Origin of the sequence: Legionella geestiana (assembly GCF_004571195.1) — a bacterium.
Classification (GTDB): domain Bacteria; phylum Pseudomonadota; class Gammaproteobacteria; order Legionellales; family Legionellaceae; genus Legionella_B; species Legionella_B geestiana.
On sequence record NZ_CP038271.1, the window covers coordinates 850,354 to 877,186 of the forward strand.

Sequence of the window (26,833 nt, forward strand, 5' to 3'; positions counted from 1 at the left end):
ACGTGACTTACGCCACGCCGTTCACAATCCAGGTCCGCTTCACTCCACTGGTGAGCGGTGTAGTCTTAACCCACAGCAGCTGCAGGCCGCCAGAACTGACGCCTGGAGACGTGTTCGCCTGCAACACAACGGCAAACGGGTATTTTTTACGAAGCCCGGCAAGTACCGACCAGACTTTTGCGGGACTTGCCCCATTATCACGCAGCTCAATCTGGTTATTGCGGAATACAACCGTTATGGGCTGCCCCTTTAACGATGCCTTAAGAGAAGACTCCATGCGCCGCCAGAGTGCCACACGGGCGCGGGTGCGCTCAAGCTGGGTCGGCTGGGTTTCAAACGCTACGCGGTTACGGCGCGACGCTTCTCCAGCCACACGCGGAAAACCTGGCTGCTGGCGCAGAAAATAATTACACACGGTATCCACGAGCGAGCGATAGCGTCCCGAAACCGCAGGCGGCGTGCCAGGGCGGCGATTGATGTAGATGGCAAAAGCGAGCGTATGATCGTTCGCCGTGTACAGATATCCTGAAAGACTCATGATGCCTGTCATTGTGCCGGTTTTAGCCCGCAGAAAACCCTGCTGGCCGGGCTGTCGGAAACGTTTTTGCAGCGTACCGTCGCGCCCCGCGATGGGCAGTGCCGCGATGTACTCAAACGACATGGGAAAGTGGTCATATAAAAACTGCAGGAGCCCAACTGTCTGCGCCGCACTCACACGGTCGTTTCGCGAAAGGCCGGAACCATCGGTGATGACGGCATTCTGCAGGGAAACACCGGTCTGCTGCTCCAGAAATTTCTTGACCACAGGCTCGGCAGACGCCCAGTTTAATGGCTTTCCGGCAAGCGTTGCCGCCACGTGCAAAAAGAGACTGTCGGCATACAGGTTATCGGAGGGCTTTAGGGTATCGGCCATCAGCTGGCTGATGGGACGCGATGCGTGGGTTGCCACCACCATGGTGTTGGCCGGCGCGCTGCCGGGCATCACCTGACCATCGAGCACAATGTGCGCTTTGGCAAGGCGCTGGCGTACAACCCCTTCTGCATAGAGCCGCGGGTTACGGATGGGAATGCGCTGCACGAGCGCCCACTCCCGTGCACCAATACATCCGCTCGCAACCAGCTGATTTTGCGCGTTCATGGCCAGTCCTACGCCACAGCGACTGCCATTTTCACGGGTTTTTATCTGGTTCACGAGATGGATATTCCCACCGCCATCGTCGTATTCGACAATCGCCGGCTCTCCCTCGCGATGCGAGGGGTTTACGGTAACCGTAAGACGGTTTTCATCCACCATGACAGGCGCGACCGATGCGCCGTAGCTGAAGTTCAAATCCTGCGGCATGGCGCCTGGCGCCTGCGTGGATACACCGTCATGCGCGCTGACAAGGATGACATTCCCCTTGATACGCCGTACTCCCCACTGACGCAGCTCACGAAAAAGGGTGTCGAGATCCATATGGGTGAGTGAAGGGTCGCCCGGCAGGTGCAGGTAGAGGTTCCCTTTTAAAAGCCCGTTTTGCAGAAGGCTGGCGTTGGTGGTCAGGGTAGTTTTAAAGCGATAATCAGGACCCAGTGCCATCAAGGCTGCGGCATCGGAAAAAAGCTTCATGTTGCTGGCCGGCACCAGAAGGCTGTTGGCATTGCGCTGATAAAGCGTTGTGTGCGTGGTTAAATCGACGACCTTGATGCCCATGTTAATGTTGGGGTCGACCTGGTCAATCAGGTGATTAACCGCCTGCTGGATATCCGCCCCGAAGGACACGCCTCCAAGCACACACAACAGCACAGCCGATAGCATCCTTTTCATCGAGGGATCCTGGGTTCATGGTAAATCCTCATGATACCTCAACCCCATGCGCTCCAGAAGTCCCGCGAGGGTATCATTATCAAAAAAACGCAGTTTGAGCCAGCCACCGCTCATGGAATCGGCATCAATTTCAACCGGCGCGCCCACTTGTTCGGCAAGCATTCGCTTCAAACGCTCCACGTCCCGGTCACGCGCAGGACTTGCAACGGCTGGCTCACGCTTTGACGCGCGCACCAGAACCTCAAGCTGGCGCACCGACAGCCCCTCATGAACCACACGCCCTGCAAGCGTTGACTGCAGGGTTTCAGGCAACCCGACCAGCATGCGCGCATGCCCAAGTGTCAGTTCCCGGGCACGCAAAAGCTCCTGAACGGGAAAAGAGAGCGTCAAAAGCCTGAGAATATTGGCAATGTGACTGCGGGATTTTCCCACCAGTACTGCGATTTCTTCCTGCTGAAAATGAAAATCCGTCACCAGGCGCTGATAGCCGGCCGCCTCTTCCATCAGGTTTAACGACTGGCGCTGCACGTTCTCAGCAAGCGCTACGGCCGCCGCTTCCGCATCCGTATAGTCGCCCACCACACAGGGCACCACTGAAAGCCCGGCATCTATGGCCGCGCGCCAGCGCCGCTCTCCCGCAATGATTTCATAACGAGCCTGCCGAAGCGCACGCACCACCAGCGGTTCAATCACCCCCTGGCTTGCAATCGACTCCGAAAGCGCGCGCAGGGCGTCTGCATCAAAATGCTGGCGCGGCTGAAAAGCGCCCCGCTGCAGGCACTCCACAGGAATATGGGTAAAGGTCTTGTGCATGGCAGTTCATGAAAAAAAAGCGTGCTGCCATTTTTTCACACCCTCAGGCATTCGCCAACCGCGGCGAGTCTCTCAGAGTGTTTTTTTTCGAAGTACGCTGTAGAAAAAGCCATCCATGCCGGATTCGCCCGGCAAAATCTGCGTGCCGAAATCGCTTTTATGCCCCCATGGCGTGGATGGGGTTTCAAGCAGGCAATCCTCGCATCCCGCTACAAAACCCGCGATTTGATGAGCGTTTTCGGCCTGCAGGATGGAACAGGTGGCATAGACCAGCATGCCGCCTGGGGCGAGCAGCGGCCAGAGGGCATCAAGGAGTTGTCGTTGAAGCACTACCACCGTTTCCACGTCCTTCGGTGTTCGCAGCAGACGAATATCCGGATGGCGGCGTATCACACCCGTTGCGCTGCATGGGGCATCGAGGAGAATGCGGTCAAAGGGGCGGCCATCCCACCAGGTGTGCGGGTGTGCCGCATCTCCCACGAGGAGCCGGGGCGATATTCCAAGGCGCGTACAGTTTTCCTCAACCCGCCGCATGCGGGAGGCATCTGCATCCACGCCAGTAACCTCAGCGTTGGCCTGCTCAAGGATATGACAAAGCTTTCCGCCTGGCGCGCAACAGGCGTCCAGCACACGCATATGAGGCTGCACCTCAAGAAGTGCACAGGCAAGCTGTGCCGCTTCATCCTGCACCGAGACCACACCATCAAAAAAGCCAGGGACATCGGCTACATCAAGCGCCACCTTCAGCACCACGCCATCCGCAGAAAATTGACAGGCTGAAGCCTCGATTCCTGAATCCTGAAGCCGTTTAAGATACTCTGAAACGCTCGATTGACGCGCATTCACCCGCAACGTCATTGGTGCCTGACAATCAGATGCCGCCAGAATATTCCCTGCATGGTGCGGCCAGTCGCTTTTAATGCGCTCGGCAAGCCATGGCGCAAGCCCCTTGTCTTCAAGTGTCAGCAAAAACGCCTGAAGTTCGGCTTTCTCGCGGCACGCCCGGCGCAAAAGCGCATTCACAAAACCGCGCGCAAACTGCAGCGATTTACCGCGCAAAAGTCCCACTGTTTCTGAGACCACGGCATGTTCAGGCGTGTCGAGATACAGCAGTTCGCAAAGCCCCATCAGGATAGCGACAAAAACGGCAGTTTTTGCCGGACGTTTTTGCATCAGGCAGTCGGCCACCGCTACAAGCCGGTAATACTGTCGACTCACACCGAACACCAGCACCTTCGCATGCGGCGAAACCCCCTGCAATTGATGTGAAAGCGGTATGCGCTTATCAAGAAGGCAGGTCAACACGTGCAGGGCTTCAGTTCTTGGAGAGCGATTCATTCCGCATGCATTCCGGGTCGAATGTCGCCCTTATTACCACGCAGCCACTCGCTGACACCGAGCACCCGACCGCCTGGAAACTGCAGACGTTCAATGGCAACCGCATCCCTGCCCGCGGCAATGACCAAACCACTTGTCTCGAGAGCCACTACAGTACCGGGGGAAGCTGGCTGCTCAAGGGGCACGACGCGCGCCGCATGAACACGTATGCGCTCCCCGCCGATATCAGTGAAGGCGCAGGGCCAGGGATGATAGGCACGTACGAGGCGCTCGATGCTCTGCGCGTCCTGCCGCCAGTCCATGCGGGCATCGTCCTTGTCAATTCTTCGCGCGAGCGTCACCCCCTCTGTGGCCTGAGGGACAGCACTCGCGCGCCCCTCGGCCATGGCATCGAGTGTCTCTATCAATAGCTCTGGCGACAGTGCCGCAAGCCGGTCATGCAGGCTTGCGGCCGTATCGGTTGGGAGAACCTTACAGGTTCTCTGCGTGAACACCGGCCCCGTATCAAGTCCTTTATCCATCTGCATGATGCAGACGCCACTTTCCGTGTCGCCATGCAAAATCGCCTGCTGAATGGGAGAAGCGCCGCGCCAGCGGGGTAAAAGAGAGGCGTGCACGTTGACGCATCCAAGACGCGGCAATGCGAGGATGACTTCAGGCAGCAGCAATCCGTAAGCCACTACCACCATCACATCCGCATGAAGTGCCGCGAGTGTTTCTCGCGCATGCGCATCACGCAGGGTTGTAGGTTGAAAGACTTCAATTCCATGCGCAAGTGCCGCCACTTTTATGGCCGAAGGCTCAAGCCTGCGCCCGCGACCGGCAGGACGGTCAGGCTGCGTAAAAACACCCACAAGCGTGTGCGGGGACGCATGAATCGCTTGAAGACAACCAACGCCAAATTCAGGGGTTCCGGCAAAAACCACACGCAGTCCGCTCATGAAGCGCCTTTTTCATGACGGCGGTATTTGTCCACCTTTCTGCGCGCCATGGCACGCTTTAAGGGGGAGAGCAAATCGACAAAAAGCTTACCGTTCAGATGGTCAATTTCATGCTGGAAGCACTCGCCGAGCAGGCCATCGGCATGCATTTCAAAAAAATTGCCTGAGCGGTCCTGTGCACGCACGGTCACGCTCTCTGCGCGCTCAACCGTATCATAAACCCCAGGCACGGAAAGACAGCCCTCCTGATACTCCATGCGGCCCTCTTCTGAAATGATTTCCGGGTTGGCGAGCACAAGCTGCTGCGATTTATCACCCACCACATCCACTACGGAAAGCCTCAGATTCACACCTATCTGAGGCGCGGCAAGGCCGACTCCCCGAACGTCATACATGGTCTCAAACATGTCTTCAATCAGCGTCTGCAGCGCATCGCCAAAATCGGTCACGGGCTCTGCCACCCGCCGCAGCCGCGGGTCAGGGAGGTATAAAATCGGACGAATCGCCATAACCCTCTTCCAAACAGTCAAATTGCTGGTATTATCGCCAATACCTCGCGCCATCGCAAGCAAGCACTGGCACAGACAATGGAATTGCTCATGGATAACACCGAATGCCTGCTGGCATTTAACCGTATGGAAGGCGTTGGACCGCGCACCGTGGAAAAACTCCTGAAACACTTTCCCAATCCTTCGGAACTTTTTAGACTCAGCGCTAAAGCGCTTGCATCCTCTGGCCTGCCACCGGCACTCTGCAGCGGTATTCTGAATTTTGACCGCAAGACACTTGAGGCCGACCACCGCTTTAGAGCCGTCACCGGCAATCATCTCCTCACGCGCCTCGACCCCGAATACCCGCCTCTGCTTCGCGAAATTCATGACCCGCCACCGGTTTTGTATGCGCGCGGCAACCTGCGTCTGCTGCACCTGAAAACCCTTGCCATTATTGGCACCCGCAGACCCTCTCACACCGGCGCCGAAACCGCGTATGCCTTTGCCGGCACGCTTGCCTCCTGCGGACTCAGTATCGTCAGCGGCCTCGCACGCGGCATTGACGCCTGCGCCCACCGCGGTGCGCTGGCGGCAAAAGGGCCGACCATTGCCGTCATGGGAACAGGAATGGACCGGATTTACCCGCGTGAGCATCAACATCTTGCAGAGGAAATTGCTGAAAACGGTCTGATTCTGAGTGAATTTCCCCTGGGAACCCCGCCTGCTGCTGGACATTTTCCACGCAGAAATCGTATAATAAGCGGATTATCTTTAGCCACATTGGTTGTTGAAGCGGCAGTAAGGAGTGGTTCTCTGGTCACAGCACGCCTTGCGATGGAACAAAATCGCGATGTCTTTGCGATACCAGGCTCTATCTACAGCCCCGAGGCACGCGGATGCCATCACCTGCTGCAGCAGGGAGCAAGGCTTGTTACAAGTCCTGCGGACGTACTGGAAGAGTTCTCACTGCAGCCACAGCCCGAGAACCATGTACAAACCGCGTCACTTGCAACAGCCGATGAAAACCTGGTAAAGTGCGTGGGCTTTGAGGTCACCGCTATAGACACAATCGTGACCCGCAGTGGGTTAACTATCGAACAGGTCGCCTGCGGGCTGACCAATTTAGAGCTTCAGGGGATAATTCATTCTGTTCCCGGCGGCTATGTGAGGTGTTCAGTATGAAAGACAGTCTGTTTGCCATGTTAATGACGCTTTTTGAAAAAAGCCTTGCGCAGTTTCGCGAACAGGCCTCCTTGCAGATGGAAGATTCCACGGCTGCGGTGACTGAAGACACAGGTCCTTTACCATCTGCTACTGGCCAGTATCGCTACCACGGTACCAGAAGAGATAACACCATTCGGGTGATAACCCCTGATGAACAGCGCAAAATGACCCGCGCCAGTTACCAGTTGCTGATGCGCCTCCAACAATGGGGTGTGCTCACCTCGGAGGCCTTTGAACAGGTACTCGATCAGATTTCTTTTTCTGACTCCCGCTATGTGAGCGAGCAGGAAACAAGATGGCTGGTTCGCAATGTCCTTTCTGACTGTCTTGCGCCCGAACAGCTCGTTTTTCTTGACCTGCTGCTCTATCAGCAGGATGATGCACGTCCCCTGCACTGATACGCATACAGCAACGAACCGAAAGGGAAGGATTAACGGGCCATGCCGAAGCATCTGGTAATTGTGGAATCTCCCGCAAAAGCGAAGACCATCCAGAAATATCTGGGTAATGATTATGAAGTACTGGCCTCTTACGGGCACGTGCGCGACCTGCCCGCACGGCGCGGCTCTGTCAATCCTGACAACCACTTTTCAATGACTTACCAGCCTATTGAAAAGAACGCCCGTCACATTGAGTCAATAGCCAAAGCGCTGAAAAAGGCCGACTCCCTTCTGCTCGCAACTGACCCCGATCGCGAAGGGGAAGCCATTTCCTGGCACGTATGGGAATTAATGCGCGAGCGTAATCTTCTGAAGGACAAACAGGTCTGGCGCATTTTTTTCAACGAAATTACCAAATCCGCCATTCAGGAAGCGATTCAACATCCCCGGCAAGTTTCCATGGATCTCGTCAATGCCCAGCAGCTGCGCCGGGCGCTTGACTATCTGGTGGGCTTTAATCTCTCACCCCTTTTGTGGAAAAAAATCCGCCGCGGCCTGTCAGCGGGTCGTGTTCAAAGCCCGGCTCTGCGCCTAATCGTGGAGCGCGAAGAGGAAATTGAACGTTTTATCGCCGAGGAATACTGGCGCATCAGCGCGCGCTGTGAAAAGGAGCAGGCTGCTTTTGAAGCGCGTCTTACGCATTTCGAGGGCGAAAAACTGCAGCAGTTTTCCATCACTGCCGCTGAACGTGCACATGCGGTTCGCGACACACTGACAGCCCTTGCAGGAGGGGAACTGGTGGTGGAAGCTGTTGAGAAGAAACAGCGCAAACGCCGCCCCTCACCGCCCTTTATTACCTCAACCCTGCAGCAGGAAGCTGCTCGCAAGCTGGGCTTTACCGCCCGCAAAACCATGTCGGTGGCGCAGCAGCTCTATGAAGGGATAGACATTGGAACCGGTACCGTGGGTCTTGTCACCTACATGCGTACAGACTCTGTCAACCTCGCAGGTGAAGCAATCAACGAAATCCGTGAATTTATTGACGAACGTTTCGGTGCGAACAACTGTCCTCCTGAAGCGCGCGTTTACAAGACAAAATCCAAAAATGCCCAGGAAGCGCATGAAGCCATTCGCCCGACATCCGTCCGCCGCACACCGGAAATGCTTGGCAGCGCGCTGACACCTGATCAGCAAAAACTCTATACCCTTATCTGGAAGCGTACCATTGCGAGTCAGATGGCTGACGCGCTGATTGACACCGTTGCCGTTGACTTTGGCTGCGGTGAGGGTAATCGCTTTAGAGCGACAGGTTCAACCGTGGCCTTCCCCGGTTTCCTGTCTGTTTATGAAGAAGGCCTGGACGATGCCGGCAGCGATGAAGATAACACCCGCCTGCCCGCACTCATTGCCGGCGAGCGCGTTCATCTGAATGAAATAGTGTCTTCTCAGCACTTTACTGAGCCGCCACCACGCTATTCTGAGGCCTCGCTCGTTAAGGCGCTCGAAGAATATGATATCGGGCGTCCATCGACTTATGCGGCCATTATTCATACCCTGCAGCAGCGTGAGTATGTCGTTGTCGAGAAAAAGCGTTTTATTCCGACTGATGTCGGGCGGATTGTGAATCGCTTTTTAACCGGGCATTTTACCCGATATGTCGATTATACCTTCACGGCAGAACTCGAAGACACGCTCGATGCCGTGGCGCGCGGTGAAAAAGACTGGATACCGGTACTGGAGTCTTTCTGGACTCCCTTTATCGAGCAGATTCAGCAGACTGATGCCCAGGTAGCGCGCAAGGATGTCACCACGGAAGTGCTTGAAGACCCCTGTCCCAAATGTGGCAAGCAGCTGTCTATCCGTCTTGGCAAGCGTGGACGCTTTATCGGCTGCAGTGCTTACCCTGAATGCGATTACACGCGCGATTTGTCCAATCCTGACGGCGCCGAAAGCTCAGGCCCCGAAGTTGTCGAGGGACGAAACTGCCCCGCCTGTGACAGTGCCCTGCATATTAAATCAGGACGCTATGGCCGCTTTATCGGCTGCAGCAATTACCCTGCCTGCAAGCACATGGAGCCGCTGGAAAAACCCGCTGACACCGGTGTTACCTGCCCGAAATGCCACGAAGGCAGCATGTTGCAGCGCAAATCACGGCGTGGCAAGCTGTTTTATTCCTGCAGCCGCTATCCAAAATGTGATTATGCGCTCTGGAATGAACCCCTCAACACCCCTTGCCCTCAGTGTGCCTGGCCGATTCTGACGATTCGCGAGACAAAAAAATCCGGTCGCCAGCTCGTGTGCCCGAAAGAGGGGTGTGGCTATTGTGCGGATGCCGAGGGATAGCCTCGCCATCCGCGGGCAAGATAAAGTTCCCTCAGGGCGACGGTAATCCCCTGTCAGGCAGGGGTTTTGCGTACAATCCCTGTTCGTCTTCTGGCGCACCCGGCGGCAATAATGCCTCCAGTTCCGCCTTGATAAGCTCCGCGATTTTCTCTGAGGTCATGATAGAAATATGTCCGTGACGTGACATGGCGACAGCGTGAGACTCCGGCCTTCCCTCAATGTGTGACGCGCCTTCAAGCACTATCCAGTCGGACTCCGCCACGTAGCTGCTGTATGTGGTCGAAGAAGCCTTGATACGCTCGTTGAGCGCCTGCAGAAATTCGCTGTCAGCCTGCATTTCTTCGATAGATGCCGAATACCATGAGAGAGGTGCCATTGCGAGGTGCGAACCGCCAAAGGGCGTGCCAATACTGATGACCTGTAACACCTCAATGCCATGTTCTCTTGCAAGATTTTCGGCAAGCCAGGCGCACACAAGTCCCCCGCGCGAGTGCCCCATGAGGATGACACGGCGATACCCTTTCATGATTATCTGGTGAAGCAGCTCCTTTGCAAAATCGCTGATACTGTGCCCCATGAAGCGCCCTTCAAATGCCACGCGCCTTACGTAATCAATGGCAGAAGGCAGCTCCTTTTCGCAGAGGGCTTCAGAAATTTTTTTAAACGCATCAGGGCGGTCTGCGGTTCCATGAACGCAAAACACGCCCACTGGATGCACCCCCCATTGCTGCACAAACTTTGGATTTTGTTCCGCCCCGCCCTTCCCGTCAGAAAGCAGCCAGGTAACCGTGTGTACAACAATCCCGGTAATCCCAACCGGTTGATGCTCTTTAAAAAATTTAAGCATACATCCTCCCCTGATAGCGGCTCATACAGTTTTTTAACGAAAAATGTGCGATAATCGCTCTTTTCCAACATACCGGGAAAATCATGAAGCGCCTGCTTTTTACGTTGCTGACCCTCTCCAGCACGGTAACACTTGCCGATGTTAATACGCACTTTAACACTATTCGAAACAATCCCGCCGCACTCTACGCCTTTTTAAAGGAAATGCCAAAAGGCGGGGAACTGCACTATCATCTGAGCGGTGGCGCCTATCCTGAGGCAATGATTGACACTATTCGCCCACGTCAGTACTGCCTTGACGCTAAGACCATGAATCTGCAGGAATATACCGACTTTTGTAACGGTGTAGACGGCTTCAACATCACCCGTGACCAGCAATTGCGGGATAAAGCCATCCGCGCATGGTCTTTGAAGGATTTTGTACCCGGTGAAGAAAGCGCGCACGATCATTTTTTTGCGTCTTTTTACCGCTTTGGCCCTATCGTAAGTACTGCAACCCCACAACTTCTTGGGGAAGTGATGAAAACGGCAGCGAGCCAAAATGAGCTTTATACGGAAGTCATGGTCATGCCTGACAATGGCAAATCCATGGAATTTGCAAGCCGCATTCAGGGCGCGCTTCCCTTGGAGAAAAAGGCTGATATTCTGCTGAGTGACCCCCGTTTTCAGGACAATATCCGAAATGTCATCGCTGATGGACCTCGGATACTGGAGCAGACCCGGGCGCTTCTGGGGTGCGACAAATCCCCGGCGCCTCCCGCCTGCAGCGTGAATGTGAAATTCATCTATTACGCACTGCGCGGACAGTCTGAAGACAGCGTATTTGCCGCAGCGCTCACCGCCTTTGCCACGGCCTCTCAGTCCGATGAATATGTCGGCGTCAATCTGGTACAGGCTGAAGACGGCCTCATTGCCACGCGCGATTACCGCAAGCACATGGACATTATGGCCTTTCTTCGTAAAAAATATCCAAATGTGCATCTCTCCCTGCATGCGGGCGAACTGGGGCCTGAAGACGCGGCTCCTGAATCTCTGCGCTTTCATATTCACGATGCCGTTCATACCGCGCGTGCCGAGCGCATTGGTCATGGTACTGATATCGCTTTCGAGAACGACAGCAATGCGCTGGCAGCTCATATGGCTAAAAACGGCATCGCGGTGGAAGTGAACCTCACCAGTAATCGCAAGCTCCTTGGCGTGCACGGCAAACAGCATCCGCTGCGCTATTACCTTTCTTCTAACGTTCCAGTGGTACTGTCAACCGATGATGAAGGGGTTTTACGTACTGACTTAACACGCGAGTATCTCGCTGCCGTCAGAGAGCACGGGCTTGATTACAAAACCCTGCGCACGCTCACCCGCAATGCCCTGACTTATAGTTTCCTGAAAGGAAAGAGCCTCTTTTCAGACCCGGAAAAAGGAACGTACCGCTCTGAATGCACCACCCTCGACAGTCACGATTGCGACCTTTTTGTGTCAATGAATCCAAAAGCACAGTTGCAGCGTGAACTTGAACGCAGGCTTGAGGCGTTTGAAGCGCGGTTTCGCTGAAGTTGACTGACTGCGGGATTTGAAAAACGCAGCTTAGGGCGTGTCCTTATGTCATAATGTGTCTACACATGCGGCGTTTTTGCGGCCGCCATGCGGAATTTTTCAAATAAAACAATCGCTTATCTGTAGGCTGGGCTAAGCGTAGCGCAGCCCGGCATCGGGTGTCATCATCTGCCGGATGTCATTTCACGCATCTCTCCCGCGCTTATCAGCGCAGGCTACGGAATTTTTTAAATAAAACAACCACTTATCTTTAGGCTGGGCTGAGCGAAGCGAAGCACAGCCCGGCATCGGACGCAACCTCTTGCATCGATCTCCGGGCTTATCAGCCCGGGCTACAAAGACATTTACAGATAAAAGGCTTATTGCATCAAGCCTTTTTACGCAAACCCTGCGCTTCAAGCCAGTCAGTTATCTGGATGAGCTGGATTTTGACTTCCGTAATATCTGCCGTATTACGGCAACCGATGGTTTCCGCATAACGCACATAGGTTAAAGCATGCTGTGCCTTGTATACAGCAGTATCTTTTTCCGCTAATAAAAGCACACCGGCATCTGTCACATCATTGGCCGCACGCGTCAGTACGTCTGTACAATCTTGTTCACCCGCCTCTGTGCGGGTGTACAATTCTTCAAGCTCCTGGTGCAGTTCATGACAACGCTGTGCCATGGTGGCGGTATCTTCATTTCCCGCAAACACGCTCACACTGCCTGTCGCCATGAGCGCCAGCACTATGCCGCGCAAGCTTTTTACCATATTCATGCAATACTCCCTTTGTCATGTTTCAAAAATTACCCCGCGAACGGGTCACGCAACACGATGGTCGATTCCCGTTCTGGACTGGTAGATACAATATCTACTGGTACGCCCACCAGCACTTCAATGCGACGGATATACGCCTGCGCATTGGCAGGAAGCGCTGAAAATTCACGGCAATCGGCAGTCGATTCACTCCAGCCGGGCAGGTCTTCATACACCGGCTCAAGGCCTTCATAATCTTCTGCCATCTGCGGAGGACGCTGCAGCAGGTTACCGGCAGCATCGCGATAGGCGGTGGCAATGCGCAGCGTCTCAAGACCATCCAGCACATCCAGTTTGGTCAGGCACAGCCCGCTGATGCTGTTAAGCTCCACGGAGCGCTTCAAGAGCACCGCGTCAAACCAGCCACAACGACGCGGACGCCCGGTCACCGCACCAAATTCAAAGCCGCGTTCTGCAAGCCGCTTACCGATGTCATCCTTCAGTTCTGTCGGGAATGGGCCACCGCCTACGCGAGTGGTATAGGCTTTTGTGATGCCGAGCACATGGTCAATCCAGCAGGGCCCAAAGCCCGCACCGTTCACCACACTGCCGACACAGGTGTTGGAGGACGTCACAAAGGGATAGGTACCGTGATCTACATCAAGGTGCACGCCCTGAGCGCCTTCAAACAAAATCGAATCGCCGCGCTCACGATGCGCGTGTAAAAGCGCGCTGACATCGCAGATACTCGGAGAAAGCGCACGCGCCCATTCGCGGGCCGCCTCAAGCACCGGCTCAACTTCAAGCGCTGGCGCGCCATAATAATTGACCAGCATAAAATTATGAAAGGCGTAAAGTGCGCGTGCTTTCTCTTCAAAACGCTCAAGATGCAGCAAGTCACTGGCCTTAATGGCTCGACGGGCAACCTTATCCTCATAAGCAGGACCAATACCACGCCCGGTGGTACCAATGGCGGCATTGCCCATGTGCTGCTCACGCGCCTTATCAAGGGCCACATGGCAGGGAAGTATGAGCGCGCATGCACCGCTTATATGCAGACGATCGCGTACGGATACGCCGCGCTCTTCAAGCTCCGCCACTTCCGCAAGCAGCGCATCTGGCGCGACCACTACACCGTTACCAAGATAACACTGCACGCCTTCACGCAGCATACCGGAGGGAATCAGGCGCAGAACGGTTTTTTTACCGTCAATCCACAGGGTATGACCTGCATTGTGCCCCCCCTGGTAACGCACCACAGCGTGCGCATTTCGGGTAAGCAAATCAACCACTTTACCCTTGCCTTCATCGCCCCACTGGGTACCTGCCACAACCACATTCTTGCCCATGATAAAACTCTTAGGTCCGCCAATAAAAAATCGGTGTTCAAGCGCCGCTTTCGAGGCACTTGCGCCTGATAAAACAAGCGCGCAATTATACTCACTTTTTAACAGAAGTGCTAACGCCAGGTGTCAGTCCGTGCTTAAAATACTCAAAAAAAGCACTGTTCTGATCAAGAACCAGCACGTCACGCCTGCCACTAAAGCTTTGCTCATAGGCTTTGAGGCTACGGTAGAACCCAAAAAACCGCGGGTTTTGCCCATAAGCGGCTTCATAAATGGCCGCGGCCTCCGCCTGACCTGCAGCGCGTACTTTCTGTCCTTCGCTTTCTGCCTTTGCAAGCAGTACGGTCACTTCAGCATCGGCATTCGCCTGAATGGCTTCTGCCTGTGCACTGCCATCGGCACGGTGACGGTTGGCAATTTTTTGCATGTCGGCACGCATGCGCTGATAAATGGCGTTGCTGGTATTGTCAGGCAGTTCAATTCCCTTGATGCGAACATCCGTCACCGCGATACCAAGGCCATGCGCCTGCTGCTCGGCACGCACACGCAGCACATCCATAACATCATCGCGCCCGCCGGTTACCACATCAGAGATGGTGCGCTTTCCGAATTCCGCACGCAAAGACGTATTCAGCTGCTGTTCAAGGAGGGTTTCTGCCTTAAACGCATTTCCACCGGTCGACTTGTAGTAGTTCGCAAGGTTTTCAATGCGCCATTTGACAAAATAATCGACCATCACGTCTTTTTTCTCCCGCGTGACAATCCGTGAAGATTTAATATCAAACGTTTGCAGACGCACATCAAAGAGGCGCACCGAGTCGATAAAAGGCACTTTAAAATGCAGACCGGGCTCAAGCACGAGCAGCCTGTTACTGCCTTTTTCTTCCACCAGTCGACCGAGGCGCAGCATGATGCCCTCTTGTCCCTGCATCACGGTAAACGCGCTGGAAATAAAGAGAACCAGTATCGCGGCCACTGTAATGGCGAGTATTTTTTTGATGATAGACATGCTTTATTCTCCCCGGTCCTGACGATAGGTTGCACGCTGTGCGTCACGCGTGCTGCCTGTGGATTCGTCCGCGATAATTTCCGGCAGCGGACTCGCGCCTGAATCCCTGTTTTTGACTGAATTCGCGTCAAAGGTGTTCGTCATTCTGTCAAGCGGGAGATAAATGACGTTTTTATTGTCAGCGACAATTTTGCTCGTTGCAGAAAGCACGCGCTGCATGGTCTCAAGGTACATGCGCTTCACCATCACTTCAGGTGCTGAGAGATAATGGGGAAGCAAGGCCTTAAACTCGGCAACTTCACCCTTTGCACGCAGTACTGACTGCTCGGCAAAGGCGCGGGCTTCAGCAAGAATGCGTCGCGCATTACCCTCGGCAACCGGCACCACGCGTGCCTTGTACGCCAGCGCCTGTTCCCGGAAACGCTTCTCGTCTTCCTGCGCTTTAATGGCATCATCGAAGGCATCCTGCACGTTTTCGGGTGCACGCGCCGGTTGTGGCGAGACGTTTACGATAACAATACCGGTTTTGTATTTATCGAGAATCTTAACAAGCGTTTCATGGACTTCACTGCCCCAGGCTTCGCGGCCCTCGGTAATGAGCTGGTCAAGTGTAGTAACGCCCACAACCTGGCGCAGAGCGCTGCTGGTCGCCTGGCGCAGGCTTTCTTCGGGCGATGCCACGTTAAAAAGATATTCGCGCAAATCGCCGATGCGATACTGTACGGCAAGAGAAACCGCTACCAGATTCTCATCGCGCGTCAGCATGGGGGCTGAATAGGAATAATCGGACACACGGTCCATGTTGACCACCACTTTGGATTCAATAAAGCGCGGAATCCAGTGAGGGCCGGGGCCTACCGTTTCAATGTAGCGGCCAAAACGCAGAATAACCGCCTGCTCGGCAGGGTCGACAATGAAAATACCTGACAGCACCCAGAGGAGCAGCGCACCAAGGCAGGCCAGGGAGAACACCCGAAAACCACCACCCTGAGCGGTTGAGGCAGGTTTATCGCCACGGCTGAAAAAAGCACCTTTGACCTTCTCCTGAAAGCGTTTGAGCGCCTCATCCAGATCCGGCGGCTCCTGCCTGCCCCCTCTTGAATCCTTGTCTGGTCCGTTCAACCCCATGGGAAACTCCACCTGTTCCACAAAAGCAACGATTCTAGGGGGTCACGGCCAATTAGGCAAGCAACGCTGTGTGATACCCTGATTATCCCTGGCGCTCAAAGCGCAAATCCCACACGCCATGGCCAAGGCGCGTGCCGCGTTCTTCAAATTTGGTCAGCGGCCGGCTTTCTGGACGCGGGGAAAAACCGCCTTCAGGCGCCAGGTTCCTGAGCATCGGGATGGCATTGAACACTTCAAGCATCTGTTCAGCATACGGCTCCCAGTCTGTTGCAGCATGAAGAACACCCTGCGGCTTAAGCTTTTGCGCGACAAGACGCATAAAAGGCTCCTGCACCAGACGGCGTTTGTGGTGGCGCGCCTTGGGCCACGGGTCTGGAAAAAAGATGTTAACGCCGGCAAGACTGCCATCTTCAATGCAGTGGGCAAACACTTCCACGGCATCAAATGCGGCAATGCGCACGTTTTTGAGCGCCAAATCATGCACATCAGCCGCGAGGCTGCCAACCCCGGCGCGGTGAACCTCAATGCCGATAAAGTCGGTTTCAGGGTTTTCCGCGCTCATGCGTGCAAGTGACGCTCCCATGCCAAAACCGATTTCAACGACCACAGGCGCCAAACGCCCAAAAATCTCGGTAAAATTCCAGTGCACCGGCGGGGCGGCAAGCGCGACTGGTGCCAGCCACTGGTCAAGTCCCTGCTGCTGGCGCGGGCTGACTCGTCCTGCACGTAATACATAACTTTTAATGGTACGCAGCATGCCGCCCCCTCTCAATCAAAAAGAGAGCATTATCCACAGAATGCGACCATGAATCGAGAGGCGACTGAATATTTTTGATGCCCGACATTTGCATAATGGGACAAATTTTGATATAAAACCGCTCTTGTGCCGCGCACGCCGCTTCAAAGCCGTGTGTCGCCCCCGATTTGATAAAAAGCCGTCGAATTGCATTCGAACATTTTTGGAGTAACACCATGTCTAAAGTATGTCAGGTTACTGGCAAGCGACCCATTACCGGCAACAAGGTTTCGCACGCCAACAACAAAACCCGGCGCCGTTTTCTGCCAAACCTCCAGACACACCGTTTCTGGGTAGAGGGCGAGAACCGTTATGTCACCCTGCGCCTGACGCCACGGGGCATGCGTACCATCGATAAAAAAGGTATTGAAGCGGTGCTTGCAGAGCTGCGTGCATCCGGCGAAAACATCTGACTGAGAGAAAAACATCATGGCAGCAGGCAACAACGAAAAAATCAAGCTTAACTCCAGTGCTGGTACCGGTCACTTTTATACCACCACCAAAAACAAGCGAAATAACCCCAACAAGCTTGAGATGAAAAAATACGACCCTAAAGCGCGCAAGCACGTTTTATACAAAGAAGGGAAGATTAAGTAATCCTTCCCCCCCGGCGCCGGCCAATCCGGCGCCTGTTCCGCCCTGGAACTGTAGTCTTTTACTGGATAATCCCCTCAAATCAGTTACACTTGGGCTTATACGGAATGACAAATTTTCAGGGGATATGCATGAAGCCCTCTTTACAACTGAGTATCGGTCAACATCTGACACTCACACCACAACTGCAGCAGGCCATTCGCCTTCTGCAACTGTCGACCATCGACCTGCAGCAGGAAATCCAGCAGGCGATTGAATCCAATCCCATGCTTGAAGCCCTGCCCGCGGAAGAAAAGGATGAAAGTGCCCCTGAAGGTGCGCGGCCATGGCAGGATGAGCTTGTTGAATTTCAATGGTCTTCCGGTTTTTCCGGTGGCGGTAAGGCGCATGATTTTGACGACAATGACTACAATTACGATAACCTGCACTGCACCACAACGAGCCTGCACGATCATCTCCACTGGCAGCTCGGTCTGTCGCCCATGTCCGATGTCGACCGTGCCATTGCGACGACTATCATCGACGCACTTGATGATGACGGTTTCCTGACCCTCAGTCTTGAGGAATTGCACGCAAGCCTTGATTCCGAAAACCATCCGCTTGATTTTGCGGAGATTGAAGCAGTACGTCATCGCATTCAACAGTTTGACCCGGTAGGATGTGCGGCTCTTAATCTTCAGGAGACGCTCCTGATACAGCTCGCGCAACTTCCGGCGGACACGCCAAACCTCAATATTGCCCGTACCATAGTCCGTGAAAACCTTGAGTTGCTGGGGCAGCATAATTACCGCCTTTTGATGAAACAGCATCAAGTCAGCGAACAAACCCTGCACAATGTCCTTCACATTATCCAGAGTTTGAACCCCAAACCCGGGAGCCTCATCAACAGCGGCATCACAGAATACCTGATACCGGATGTAAGCGTTCGCAAAATCGATGGCCAGTGGCAGGTAGCCCTCAACCCCAACACGCTGCCCAAAATCGGCATTAACGCCCAGTATGCAGCCCTTGTGCAGCGTGCGGACAACAGTGCGGATAACCTGTTTCTTAAAAATAACCTGCAGGAAGCGCGCTGGTTTTTGAAAAGCATTCAAAGCCGCCAGGAGACCCTGCTGAAGGTGGCGCGGTGCATCGTGGATTATCAGGCAGACTTTCTGGATTTTGGGGAAGAGGCCATGAAGCCCCTGATTCTAAACCATGTGGCACAGGCGCTTGACATGCACGAATCGACCATTTCGCGCGTAACCACTCAGAAATTCATGCACACCCCCAGGGGCGTTTTTGAGCTGAAGTACTTTTTTTCAAGCCACGTGGCCACTGCCACCGGCGGCGAATGTTCCTCAACGGCCATTCGGGCGTTTATACGCAAGCTCATTGCCGCTGAGAACACAAAAAAACCGCTCAGCGACAGCAAGATTGCCCAGCTGATTGCTCAACAGGGCATCCAGGTAGCGCGACGCACTGTAGCCAAATACCGCGAGGCAATGGGTATCGCCCCATCCAACGAGCGTAAATCCATTGTTGCAACCACTGGCAGGTCCTGAACCTGCCCGCTGGCGATGGCGTTCATCGTGTTTTGTCTGAAGGAGACTGCAATGCACATTAATTTTACCGGACATCACCTGGAAATCACCCCTCCGCTTAAGGCGTACGCTCAGGAAAAGTTCGACAAACTTGGTAAACATTTTGACAAAATTACTTCAGTGAATGTGGTGTTTGACGTCAGCAAGCTGCGCCAGACCGCTGAGGCCACGATTCATGTTGCCAGGGGAGATATTCACGCAAGCTCCGAATCGGACGACCTTTATTCGGCCATTGATTTGCTCGTTGAAAAGCTCGACCGCCAGATTATTCGCCATAAAGAAAAAATGCAGGATCATCGAGAGTAACGCGATACGAAGGAAACTGACCGCCACAGCGCGGTTTTAGAACACACTGAGGGCGCGTTGCTCGCGCCCTTGACAAAATCCTGTTTCTTTCCGAGACTTTTCAGGGTGCCAACGCTGATGTGTTGGTTATTACGGATAAACATGCCTCAACCCATAAAAGGAATTAATCCATGAAGAAAGTACATTTGACGGGTGCGGCTCTTGCCGCTGGCGTTGCCGCCCTGTTTGCTGCAACACCCGTTCTGGCAGATGATGCAGCTCCTGCTGCGGCCTCCACCAGCGCCCCCATGGTGATGTGCGTAGGCGCCAACTCCTGCAAAGGACAAAGCATGTGCAAAACAGCGACCAACGCCTGCAAGGGTCAGAACTCCTGCAAAGGCAACGGCGTTGTGCCCATGACCCAGGAAGACTGTACCAAAGCGGGTGGTACAGTCCAGACAGACAGCAGCGCAGGCACCGGCTCCACAGGTCAGTAAACGCTGTCTTGAAGCCCGCAGAGCGGGCTTCAAGCATTTCTGTATGTTTGAGAGAAATGGACAACCACCTTGAAAACTCACTCTTCAGGATTTGGGCTTGGCCTTCGCCCCGTGCATTATGAAGCCATCCTGCAGCATGCCCCAAAGGTTGACTGGTTTGAAGCCATCAGTGAAAACTACATGGTTCCGGGCGGCAAACCCCTCTATTACCTTGATAAGATTCGTGAGCGCTACCCCATCGCGCTGCATGGCGTTTCACTGTCCATTGGCAGCACCGATCCGCTTGATTTCGCTTATCTCGAAGCCTTGCGTAAGCTTATAAACCGGGTACAACCGGTCAGGGTGTCCGATCACCTCTGCTGGACCGGGGTGCAATCGCAAAACATGCACGATTTACTGCCACTGCCTTTTACTGAGGACGCCATCCGTCACATTGTTCCGCGTATCCGACGCGTACAGGACGCGATTGGACAGCCCCTTTTACTGGAAAACGTATCCAGCTATGTCACGTGGCAGGAATCGGCCATGACAGAGTGGGAGTTTCTGCGCGCGATTCTCGAGGAAGCCGATTGCCTGCTGCTGCTTGATGTGAACAATGTGTATGTCAGCGCCATCAACCACGGTTTTAATCCTTGTGACTATCTAAACGCTCTGCCGCGCTCGCGCGTTGCACAGATTCATCTGGCAGGCCACAGTCATCATGATGACTGCCTGATTGATACCCACGACCAGCCAATTGTGGATGCGGTATGGTCGCTGTATACGGAAGCACTGCAACGTTTTGGGTTCGTGCCAACCATGATTGAGCGGGACGACAACATTCCGCCACTGGAAACCCTGCTCGCGGAGCTCGAGCGTGTGCGTGATATCGCCGCACCTTTCGTGCAAACGGAGGTGTACGCATGAAAAGTCTGCAGCACCTTGAGATGGCTTTTCAGCGGTATCTGTTAAGTGGTGCCGTTGACGTGATGGAAGCTATTGTGTCTACTGAACGCATGCCGGCCGGGCTACGGCTCGAGATTTACCGTAACGCCTACAGCGCTCGACTGCTGGAAGCACTTGCCTGCAACTATCCATGCACCAGCCGCTTTGTGGGAGAAGCGGCCTTCGCTGAACTTGCGCGCACCTATATTGCCAGCCACCCCTCCACCACGCGTTCCATTCGCTGGTATGGCGAACATTTTCCGGCGTTTCTTAAAGCACACTCTCCCTGCATCAGCGATTTAGCGGCCTTTGAGTGGGCGCATGCGCTCGCGTTTGATGCAAAAGACGCAAGCCTGCTTTCGATGAGCGCCATGACGTCCATCGCACCAGAAAACTGGCCCAATATGCGCTTTATACCGCATCCAGGTGTCCAGCGTCTTAATACCTGCTGGAATGTGACAGCACTATGGCAGGCCATGTATGCAGAAGACACGGCGCCTGTGCCTGTTGAAGCCCCTGAACCCGATTTTCTGCTGATATGGCGTCTCGGCCTTGAAAATCATTATGCAACGCTCGCAACCGATGAAGCGCATGCTTTTGATGCCTTACTTGCCGGTGAGTCCTTCGCCGCCATTTGCGAAAAGCTCTGTACGTGGCACCCCGAAAACGCGGTCAGCACACGCGCGGCGACCCTGCTGCAACGCTGGCTGTCCCTTGGATTACTGCATACTGTGGAGGTTACAGAATGAAGATACTGAATGATACCAAAGCGGCACGCGCAAGCCTTGCCATGGCTGTTTTCCTGAGTCTTGCGGCAAACCCTGCCAGTGCGGACACGTCCGATGTACAACAGGAAAAGTGCTATGGAATCTCGCGCGCCGGAATGAACGACTGCGCTACCGCCACTGCTTCCTGCGCAGGCTCAGCCACTCGCGACAACCAGCCTGACGCGTTTATTTTTCTGCCCAAAGGCCTTTGTACCCGCATTACAGGTGCCAGTCTGACTGCCGGGACCTCTCCCGCTTCCACCGATAACAAACCCACGGAGTAATATCATGCGCCTTCGACACCTTCTTGCAGCGTTTATCCTGCTGTTTCAGGGAGCTTCGCTTCAGGCGGCTCCTCATACCCTTGCACTCGATGACACGCATTCGTATGTACTCTGGCGCATCGAACACCTTGGTTTTTCGACGCAGTCCGGTAAGTGGTATGCAAAGGGCACACTGGTGCTGGACCGGGAAAATCCGCAAAAATCGAGCGTTGATGTCAGTATTGACATTAAAAACATTGTCACCGGTATCCCGCAGCTCGATGAACACCTGATGGGGCCGATGTTTTTTGATGTTAAAAAATACCCGAAAGCCACCTTCAAGAGCACCAGGGTGCATGTACTGGATGATAAAAGGGCCGAAGTTGATGGCATTCTGACGCTGCGCGGAGTCAGCAAACCAGTAACCCTGCATGTCACCATGAACCGTGTCGGCAAAAATCCCATCAACGATAAAATGACCGTAGGATTCAGTGCCACCGCCACCATTAAGCGTTCGGATTTTGGCATGAATGCGCTGGTGCCTAATCTCGGGGATACGGTTCAGCTTGAAATTGGGGTTGAAGCCTCACCGATTGAAGCCGGAGCTGCAGATGCATCTGAAAAATCGTCCTGACCGTTTTGGTGCCATTGCCATCAGCCTGCACTGGCTGATGGCAATACTTATCATCGGGCTTCTGGCGCTTGGCCTTTATATGACCCGCCTGCCCGTAAGCCTTGAGAAACTGCGCTTTTATGGCTGGCACAAGGAATTTGGTTTGCTGGTTATAGGACTTGTCGTGCTGCGTTTTCTCTGGCGCATGCTGAATGTTCAACCAAAGCTTGAACTGCCGCGTCTCGAGGAATTTGCCGCCCGCGCCGTTCACTGGCTCCTTTACATACTGATGGTGGCCATGCCGCTCAGCGGCTGGATGATGTCTTCCGCGGCCGGGGTGCCGGTTTCCTTTTTTGGGCTTTTCGTGCTGCCGAACCCCGTCATGGCGAATGAGATGCTGCGCGTGCGCCTGCAGTTTGTTCATCTCTGTATCGGCTACAGCCTCATCGCCCTCATCTCACTGCACATCCTTGCCGCACTTAAACACCATTTTATTAATCGAGACCGAATTTTAAGGAGAATGCTGCCATGGTAAATACCCTGTTGCGAAAGACCCTCTTCGTCGCTCTAATGGTTGTCGGCAGCTGCGTGCGCGCCGAACCAGGCGCATGGAAAATAATACCGGAACAAAGCTCCCTGAGTTTTACCGCTACACAAAACGGTGCGCCTGTGGGCGGCGCATTCAAACACTTTAATGGCGAAATTTTTGTTGACCCCGACAACTACAAGGCAAGCCGTATTCACATCGTGGTCGATATGAAATCCGTGAGTACAACGTATACAGAGCTTGCAAGCACACTGATGAGCGCGCCGTGGTTTGACAGCGTGCAGTTTGGCACCGCAGAATTTACTGCTGAATCGTTCAAATCACTCGGCGAGAACCGCTGGCAGGCCATGGGAACAGTCAAAATCCGCAACATCAGCGCCCCGGTCACGCTGACATTTACCACGTCACAGCCAGATGCGGATACCGGCAGGGTTGAAGGCGACACCACCCTGCAGCGAACCCGCTTTGGCGTAGGCCAGGGGGAGTGGGCCAGCACGAAAGAGGTGGCAGACAACGTTCATGTGCACTTTATCGTGGTGGCGAAAAAGACAGCGTCTCAGGCCGCCTCACCGAGTCGATAATCCTCAAAGGCCTCAGCCGTATCAGCAGCGCGGTACTTCACTGCCATCACCAGAATGACCGCGCTGAAAATTCCAATGACGAGAAAATCCCAGCCAAAAGGAATCACATTAAGCCCGCCAAATGCTCCAAGCCTGCTGATGAGTACCAGCCCGCCAAGCCATGGTGCTATCCATATTGCAGAACGCATGCCGTAGTCGGTGCCACAGAGCCTTCCTCGCAATGCAGCGAACATGAAAAAAGCGAACCCGATGAGGATGGCGATACCAAGCTTCCAGAGGGTTTCCCACCCCGTCCAGTAACAGATAAGGTTGCAGAAGTAAAAGGCGAGCAGACACACAAGGGTTGCCGCCGGCAGGCGAAACGGGCGAGGATGGTGGGGCAGGTCCTTACGCAGGCATAAAAGTGCCACCGGCCCCATGCCGTAGGAAATTACCATTCCAGAAACCAGAAAACCCACCATCGCCTGCCAGCCGGGAAGAGGCAGAAAAAGAAACATGCCCACGACAAAATTAACGGCTACGGCCACCATTGGAAAGCCCTGATGATTAATGCGGGTAATGCGCTCTGGCAGAAACCCGAGTTTACTCATGGCATACAGAATACGGGCTGTAGAGGTTACATAAATAAGCCCGGCTCCCAGTGGAGAAATAGCCGCATCCACATACAAAAGGCGCAGGAGCCAGTAAATACCAAGGCCTGCGGCAAGTCCGGCGAATGGCCCGACATCGCCATTAAAATGGACATTCTCCCATCCATCCGCCAGCAGAGCCGGGTCGAGAGCCGCGATAAACGCGACCTGCAGCCCAAGGTAGAGCAGCAGGCAGCCGACAACAGAACCCACAATGGCAAGCGGCACGCCACGTCGCGCATTTTGCGCTTCACCGGCAAGCTCCACCCCATGCTTAAACCCGGTAAACGCAAAGGCAATACCTCCAGATGCGACTGCCGTAAGAATCGCCTGCCAGCCAGTCATGGTAGTCACATGCGAAAGCCCGATAAAGTTCTCGGGGTGAAAGCTCGCATGCAGCAGGGCACCGACAGCCACAACAATCACCACCGTTTTGAAAAGGAACAGTAAAAAGTTAAATCCCACAAGGCCGCGAAAACTCGCAACATTAAGGATACAGAGCGAGAGCATCAGGATAATCGCCCAGAGATAGCCAAAAGCTGTCAGTACGGGTACGCCACTCTCAAGAGAGGTGAGCGATGGAAACAGCGTGGAGGCATACTGCAGCACGGCCTGCACCTCAATGGGGGCCATGGTGACCGCAGAAAGCCAGGCAATCCAGCTCAACGTAAAACTCGCCATCGCGCCATGGCTCAGCTGCGGAATCTGTGCCGTTCCGCCTGCCACCGGAAAAAGAACGGACAATTCTGCAAAGGTGAAGGCAATCACCGCCGTGGCGATACCGCCAATCAACCAGGCTATGAGCGCGCCGGCACCTGCGATTTTAGCGGCGTACAACGGCGCGAACAACCAGGCGGAACCCAGCATGCCGTTGATACTGAGCATTAAGAGGTGCATGGGAGTAAAACGCCGGTGCAATTTCATGAAGCTCTCCGTCCATTGTTGTCAAGAAAAAGTAAAGCTTCCTTTTTCACACTAGCGCATCCACCAGTGCCTGTCTATAATGGGCAAGCCCTGCCGGTTATACCGCGCATCACTCTGCAGGAAGTATTCATGATTCAAGTTACCGTTACACTCATTAACGTTCTCGGCCTGCATGCAAGGGCCTCGGCAAAATTTGTAGCAACTGCCGCGCGCTTTCAGAGCAGCATCGAAATCCGCCGCGGCAGTCAGTGCGTGAACGGCAAAAGCATCATGGGCGTAATGATGCTCGCAGCCCCCTGCGGCAGTGAGCTGCTGCTTGAAATCGAAGGGCCTGATGAGGAAGCGATGGAAAAAGCCATCGTAGCACTGATTAACAACCGCTTTGGCGAAGCTGAATAGGGCGTGTCCTCATTTCATGATGTGAAGCGAAAATGCCCCTCAAAGCTCCGCGTTTGCAGCTATATTATGGAATGAGGACACGCCCTGGTAAAACCGGGGTGGTTACACCCCGGCAGGCTTATTGACGGTGCAGTGTGCATTCAAGGTCTGCCGCTTCGTCAGCAGGCGCGAGTCCCGGCAGCGTAAGGGTATAACCTCGTATGTTTAATGCCTCTTTTTCAAGGGCAAACGTAAAGTGATTAACACCGAGGTCAAAAGCCGTGCTTTCATGACTGTATGGTTCGCCATTTTCCTTGCTGAGCGCTACATTTCTAAACACAATCCGGGTCATGTCAGCATTCCACTCAACCGCAGTATGGTTTACCACACTCTGGTAAGTGTCGGTCGTGGCACGGGTATCAAGCTTGCCTATTCCATATTCCACCCCGTCAATACGCAGATAGCTGGCTGTATTAACAAGTGCTAAATCGAGGGGAAAGCGAAATCCCATATACGCACAAAAGCCCGTCCAGTTACCGGAGAAATCGGTGAAGTCCCCTCTGGCGGCCTGTGAGGGTGCCGCTTTATGCGCCTGCTGCATCGCGCTTTTCGGAAAAAGCTTTTGCACAATGTCTGACGCAAAAACCGGCGCTGCCACGAGATTGCAGGCCAGCAGAGCGCAAATAATCCGGTTGGTTTTCATGGTGACTCCCTGTGGTGATTAAAACATTACAGTTTATTGCCGCGACGGTTTCGCGAACGCGCGGCACGGCGCACGCGCTGGATGGCAACCAGCGTCTGAATGGGGCCTGACATCGCATACAGACCAAAGCCTGACAGAAGCACAAGTGCTGGATGTGAGGCAATGGCGATAAAGAGAATCACCATTACGAGCACATGCAAAAAGGGCACTCGCCCGCGAAAATCGACATCCTTGAAACTGTAGTAACGCACATTGCTTACCATGAGAAGTGCAATGAGCACGGCGATAACCGCCACAAACACCGTAACACCAAATCCCTGAAAATTATTTTCCTGACACACCCACACCAGTGACGCAGTGACTGCGGCTGCCGGCGGGCAGGCAAGCCCCTGAAAATAGCGTTTATCAGCGGTTTCAAGCTGCGTATTAAAGCGCGCAAGGCGCAGCGCAACTGCCGCCGTGTATAAAAATGCCACCAGCCAGCCGAGCTTGCCGAGCTGATTGAGAAACGCACTGTACATCAAGATAGGTGGCGCCACACCAAAGGTCACCATGTCAGACAGGCTGTCATACTGAGCGCCAAACGCGGACTGGGTGTTCGTCAGGCGCGCGATGCGGCCATCCAGACCATCAGCCACCATGCCGATGAAGATGGCGACAATGGCCGGTTCATACTGCCCCTTAAGCGAGGCGACCAACGAATAAAACGCGGCGAACAGGCTCGCTGTTGTAAACAGATTGGGCAGAAGATACACGCCGGTATGGCTGTCTCTGGACGGTTTCACAAAGC

The 26,833-nt window shown here is 54.2% G+C and carries 30 protein-coding genes; 16 read left to right on the forward strand and 14 right to left on the reverse strand.

Translation table 11 applies throughout. The features are described 5' to 3' along the window. Window positions 1-7 precede the first annotated feature (7 nt). From dacB to def, 5 genes are all read right to left on the reverse strand, one after another. Window positions 8-1,807 carry a D-alanyl-D-alanine carboxypeptidase/D-alanyl-D-alanine endopeptidase gene (gene dacB, locus E4T54_RS03690; protein WP_028387461.1) on the reverse strand — a complete coding sequence of 600 codons (1,800 nt, stop codon included), beginning with the start codon at window positions 1,805-1,807 and terminating at the stop codon, window positions 8-10. Window positions 1,808-1,822: 15 nt separating this feature from the next. Beyond that, on the reverse strand, window positions 1,823-2,620 hold the full coding sequence (locus E4T54_RS03695; protein WP_028387462.1) for a ParB/RepB/Spo0J family partition protein: 798 nt from the start codon (window positions 2,618-2,620) through the stop codon (window positions 1,823-1,825). A 72-nt stretch (window positions 2,621-2,692) separates the two neighbouring features. Further along, complete coding sequence (gene rsmB / locus E4T54_RS03700; RefSeq protein ID WP_028387463.1) at window positions 2,693-3,958, reverse strand: 16S rRNA (cytosine(967)-C(5))-methyltransferase RsmB; 1,266 nt, start codon at window positions 3,956-3,958, stop codon at window positions 2,693-2,695. Then, window positions 3,955-4,899 carry a methionyl-tRNA formyltransferase gene (gene fmt, locus E4T54_RS03705; RefSeq protein ID WP_028387464.1) on the reverse strand — a complete coding sequence of 315 codons (945 nt, stop codon included), beginning with the start codon at window positions 4,897-4,899 and terminating at the stop codon, window positions 3,955-3,957. Before fmt ends, rsmB begins: the two co-directional genes overlap by 4 nt. Then, complete coding sequence (def, locus tag E4T54_RS03710) at window positions 4,896-5,408, reverse strand: peptide deformylase (protein WP_028387465.1); 513 nt, start codon at window positions 5,406-5,408, stop codon at window positions 4,896-4,898. The genes fmt and def overlap by 4 nt, the downstream gene beginning before the upstream one ends. 90 nt (window positions 5,409-5,498) lie before the next feature. On the opposite strand from def, the gene dprA reads away from it, so the two are divergent. The 3 genes from dprA to topA are packed head-to-tail and all read left to right on the forward strand — an operon-like array spanning window position 5,499 to window position 9,337. After that, complete coding sequence (gene dprA / locus E4T54_RS03715) at window positions 5,499-6,572, forward strand: DNA-processing protein DprA (RefSeq protein ID WP_028387466.1); 1,074 nt, start codon at window positions 5,499-5,501, stop codon at window positions 6,570-6,572. Beyond that, a complete protein-coding gene (locus tag E4T54_RS03720; RefSeq protein WP_028387467.1) occupies window positions 6,569-7,012 on the forward strand; it encodes a DUF494 family protein in 444 nt (147 codons plus the stop codon). The genes dprA and E4T54_RS03720 overlap by 4 nt, the downstream gene beginning before the upstream one ends. Window positions 7,013-7,054: 42 nt before the next feature. Next, the gene (gene topA / locus E4T54_RS03725) at window positions 7,055-9,337 is read left to right on the forward strand and encodes a type I DNA topoisomerase (protein WP_028387468.1); all 2,283 of its coding nucleotides are present in this window, start codon (window positions 7,055-7,057) and stop codon (window positions 9,335-9,337) included. A gap of 31 nt (window positions 9,338-9,368) precedes the next feature. Here the strand turns inward: topA and E4T54_RS03730 are convergent, their stop codons facing one another. Continuing rightward, window positions 9,369-10,184 carry a lipase family alpha/beta hydrolase gene (locus E4T54_RS03730; protein ID WP_051551078.1) on the reverse strand — a complete coding sequence of 272 codons (816 nt, stop codon included), beginning with the start codon at window positions 10,182-10,184 and terminating at the stop codon, window positions 9,369-9,371. Window positions 10,185-10,267: 83 nt separating this feature from the next. On the opposite strand from E4T54_RS03730, the gene E4T54_RS03735 reads away from it, so the two are divergent. Further along, window positions 10,268-11,734, forward strand: a complete 1,467-nt coding sequence (locus tag E4T54_RS03735; RefSeq protein WP_051551079.1) for an adenosine deaminase family protein — start codon at window positions 10,268-10,270, stop codon at window positions 11,732-11,734. A gap of 370 nt (window positions 11,735-12,104) precedes the next feature. Here E4T54_RS03735 and E4T54_RS03740 read toward each other — a convergent pair whose 3' ends face one another. The 5 genes from E4T54_RS03740 to trmB all read right to left on the reverse strand — a co-directional run bounded on the left by E4T54_RS03740 (window position 12,105) and on the right by trmB (window position 16,716). Beyond that, complete coding sequence (locus E4T54_RS03740) at window positions 12,105-12,497, reverse strand: hypothetical protein (protein ID WP_028387470.1); 393 nt, start codon at window positions 12,495-12,497, stop codon at window positions 12,105-12,107. A 29-nt stretch (window positions 12,498-12,526) separates the two neighbouring features. Further along, entirely contained in the window at window positions 12,527-13,825 is a 1,299-nt protein-coding gene (locus E4T54_RS03745; protein ID WP_035904162.1) for an adenylosuccinate synthase, read from the reverse strand. Between the two features lie 91 nt (window positions 13,826-13,916). After that, window positions 13,917-14,831 carry a protease modulator HflC gene (gene hflC, locus E4T54_RS03750; protein WP_028387473.1) on the reverse strand — a complete coding sequence of 305 codons (915 nt, stop codon included), beginning with the start codon at window positions 14,829-14,831 and terminating at the stop codon, window positions 13,917-13,919. Between the two features lie 3 nt (window positions 14,832-14,834). After that, complete coding sequence (hflK, locus tag E4T54_RS03755; protein WP_035904165.1) at window positions 14,835-15,959, reverse strand: FtsH protease activity modulator HflK; 1,125 nt, start codon at window positions 15,957-15,959, stop codon at window positions 14,835-14,837. 82 nt (window positions 15,960-16,041) lie between these two features. Further along, complete coding sequence (gene trmB / locus E4T54_RS03760; protein ID WP_028387474.1) at window positions 16,042-16,716, reverse strand: tRNA (guanosine(46)-N7)-methyltransferase TrmB; 675 nt, start codon at window positions 16,714-16,716, stop codon at window positions 16,042-16,044. A gap of 215 nt (window positions 16,717-16,931) precedes the next feature. Between trmB and rpmB the strand changes: the two genes are divergently transcribed. From rpmB to E4T54_RS03815, 11 genes are all read left to right on the forward strand, one after another. Next, window positions 16,932-17,168, forward strand: coding sequence for a 50S ribosomal protein L28 (gene rpmB, locus E4T54_RS03765; protein ID WP_028387476.1), 237 nt, complete (start codon window positions 16,932-16,934; stop codon window positions 17,166-17,168). Between the two features lie 16 nt (window positions 17,169-17,184). Continuing rightward, the gene (rpmG, locus tag E4T54_RS03770) at window positions 17,185-17,352 is read left to right on the forward strand and encodes a 50S ribosomal protein L33 (RefSeq protein WP_028387477.1); all 168 of its coding nucleotides are present in this window, start codon (window positions 17,185-17,187) and stop codon (window positions 17,350-17,352) included. Between the two features lie 128 nt (window positions 17,353-17,480). Then, window positions 17,481-18,893, forward strand: coding sequence for an RNA polymerase factor sigma-54 (locus E4T54_RS03775; protein WP_028387478.1), 1,413 nt, complete (start codon window positions 17,481-17,483; stop codon window positions 18,891-18,893). A gap of 51 nt (window positions 18,894-18,944) precedes the next feature. Continuing rightward, a complete protein-coding gene (hpf, locus tag E4T54_RS03780) occupies window positions 18,945-19,238 on the forward strand; it encodes a ribosome hibernation-promoting factor, HPF/YfiA family (RefSeq protein ID WP_028387479.1) in 294 nt (97 codons plus the stop codon). 170 nt (window positions 19,239-19,408) lie between these two features. Then, entirely contained in the window at window positions 19,409-19,714 is a 306-nt protein-coding gene (gene bufA2, locus E4T54_RS03785; protein ID WP_035904167.1) for a BufA2 family periplasmic bufferin-type metallophore, read from the forward strand. Window positions 19,715-19,783: 69 nt separating this feature from the next. Beyond that, window positions 19,784-20,620: an MNIO family bufferin maturase gene (bufB, locus tag E4T54_RS03790; protein ID WP_028387480.1), complete on the forward strand. Its 837-nt coding sequence runs from the start codon at window positions 19,784-19,786 to the stop codon at window positions 20,618-20,620. Continuing rightward, complete coding sequence (locus E4T54_RS03795; RefSeq protein ID WP_028387481.1) at window positions 20,617-21,387, forward strand: HvfC/BufC N-terminal domain-containing protein; 771 nt, start codon at window positions 20,617-20,619, stop codon at window positions 21,385-21,387. Before bufB ends, E4T54_RS03795 begins: the two co-directional genes overlap by 4 nt. Continuing rightward, window positions 21,384-21,689 carry a BufA1 family periplasmic bufferin-type metallophore gene (locus tag E4T54_RS03800; RefSeq protein WP_051551080.1) on the forward strand — a complete coding sequence of 102 codons (306 nt, stop codon included), beginning with the start codon at window positions 21,384-21,386 and terminating at the stop codon, window positions 21,687-21,689. The genes E4T54_RS03795 and E4T54_RS03800 overlap by 4 nt, the downstream gene beginning before the upstream one ends. 4 nt (window positions 21,690-21,693) lie before the next feature. Then, complete coding sequence (locus tag E4T54_RS03805; RefSeq protein ID WP_035904173.1) at window positions 21,694-22,302, forward strand: YceI family protein; 609 nt, start codon at window positions 21,694-21,696, stop codon at window positions 22,300-22,302. After that, window positions 22,280-22,816, forward strand: coding sequence for a cytochrome b (locus E4T54_RS03810; RefSeq protein WP_028387483.1), 537 nt, complete (start codon window positions 22,280-22,282; stop codon window positions 22,814-22,816). Before E4T54_RS03805 ends, E4T54_RS03810 begins: the two co-directional genes overlap by 23 nt. Continuing rightward, the gene (locus E4T54_RS03815; RefSeq protein WP_028387484.1) at window positions 22,810-23,409 is read left to right on the forward strand and encodes a YceI family protein; all 600 of its coding nucleotides are present in this window, start codon (window positions 22,810-22,812) and stop codon (window positions 23,407-23,409) included. Before E4T54_RS03810 ends, E4T54_RS03815 begins: the two co-directional genes overlap by 7 nt. On the opposite strand, the gene E4T54_RS03820 is transcribed toward E4T54_RS03815, so the two are convergent. Beyond that, window positions 23,385-24,962, reverse strand: coding sequence for an APC family permease (locus E4T54_RS03820; RefSeq protein ID WP_028387485.1), 1,578 nt, complete (start codon window positions 24,960-24,962; stop codon window positions 23,385-23,387). The genes E4T54_RS03815 and E4T54_RS03820 overlap by 25 nt on opposite strands. Before the next feature lie 129 nt (window positions 24,963-25,091). Here E4T54_RS03820 and E4T54_RS03825 point away from each other — a divergent pair, with 129 nt between their 5' ends. Further along, window positions 25,092-25,361: an HPr family phosphocarrier protein gene (locus tag E4T54_RS03825; RefSeq protein WP_028387486.1), complete on the forward strand. Its 270-nt coding sequence runs from the start codon at window positions 25,092-25,094 to the stop codon at window positions 25,359-25,361. Between the two features lie 118 nt (window positions 25,362-25,479). Here E4T54_RS03825 and E4T54_RS03830 read toward each other — a convergent pair whose 3' ends face one another. After that, window positions 25,480-26,043 (reverse strand): hypothetical protein, encoded by a 564-nt coding sequence (locus E4T54_RS03830; protein WP_028387487.1) that lies wholly within the window; start codon window positions 26,041-26,043, stop codon window positions 25,480-25,482. A gap of 26 nt (window positions 26,044-26,069) precedes the next feature. After that, window positions 26,070-26,828, reverse strand: a complete 759-nt coding sequence (gene pssA, locus E4T54_RS03835; protein WP_028387488.1) for a CDP-diacylglycerol--serine O-phosphatidyltransferase — start codon at window positions 26,826-26,828, stop codon at window positions 26,070-26,072. Window positions 26,829-26,833 lie beyond the last annotated feature (5 nt).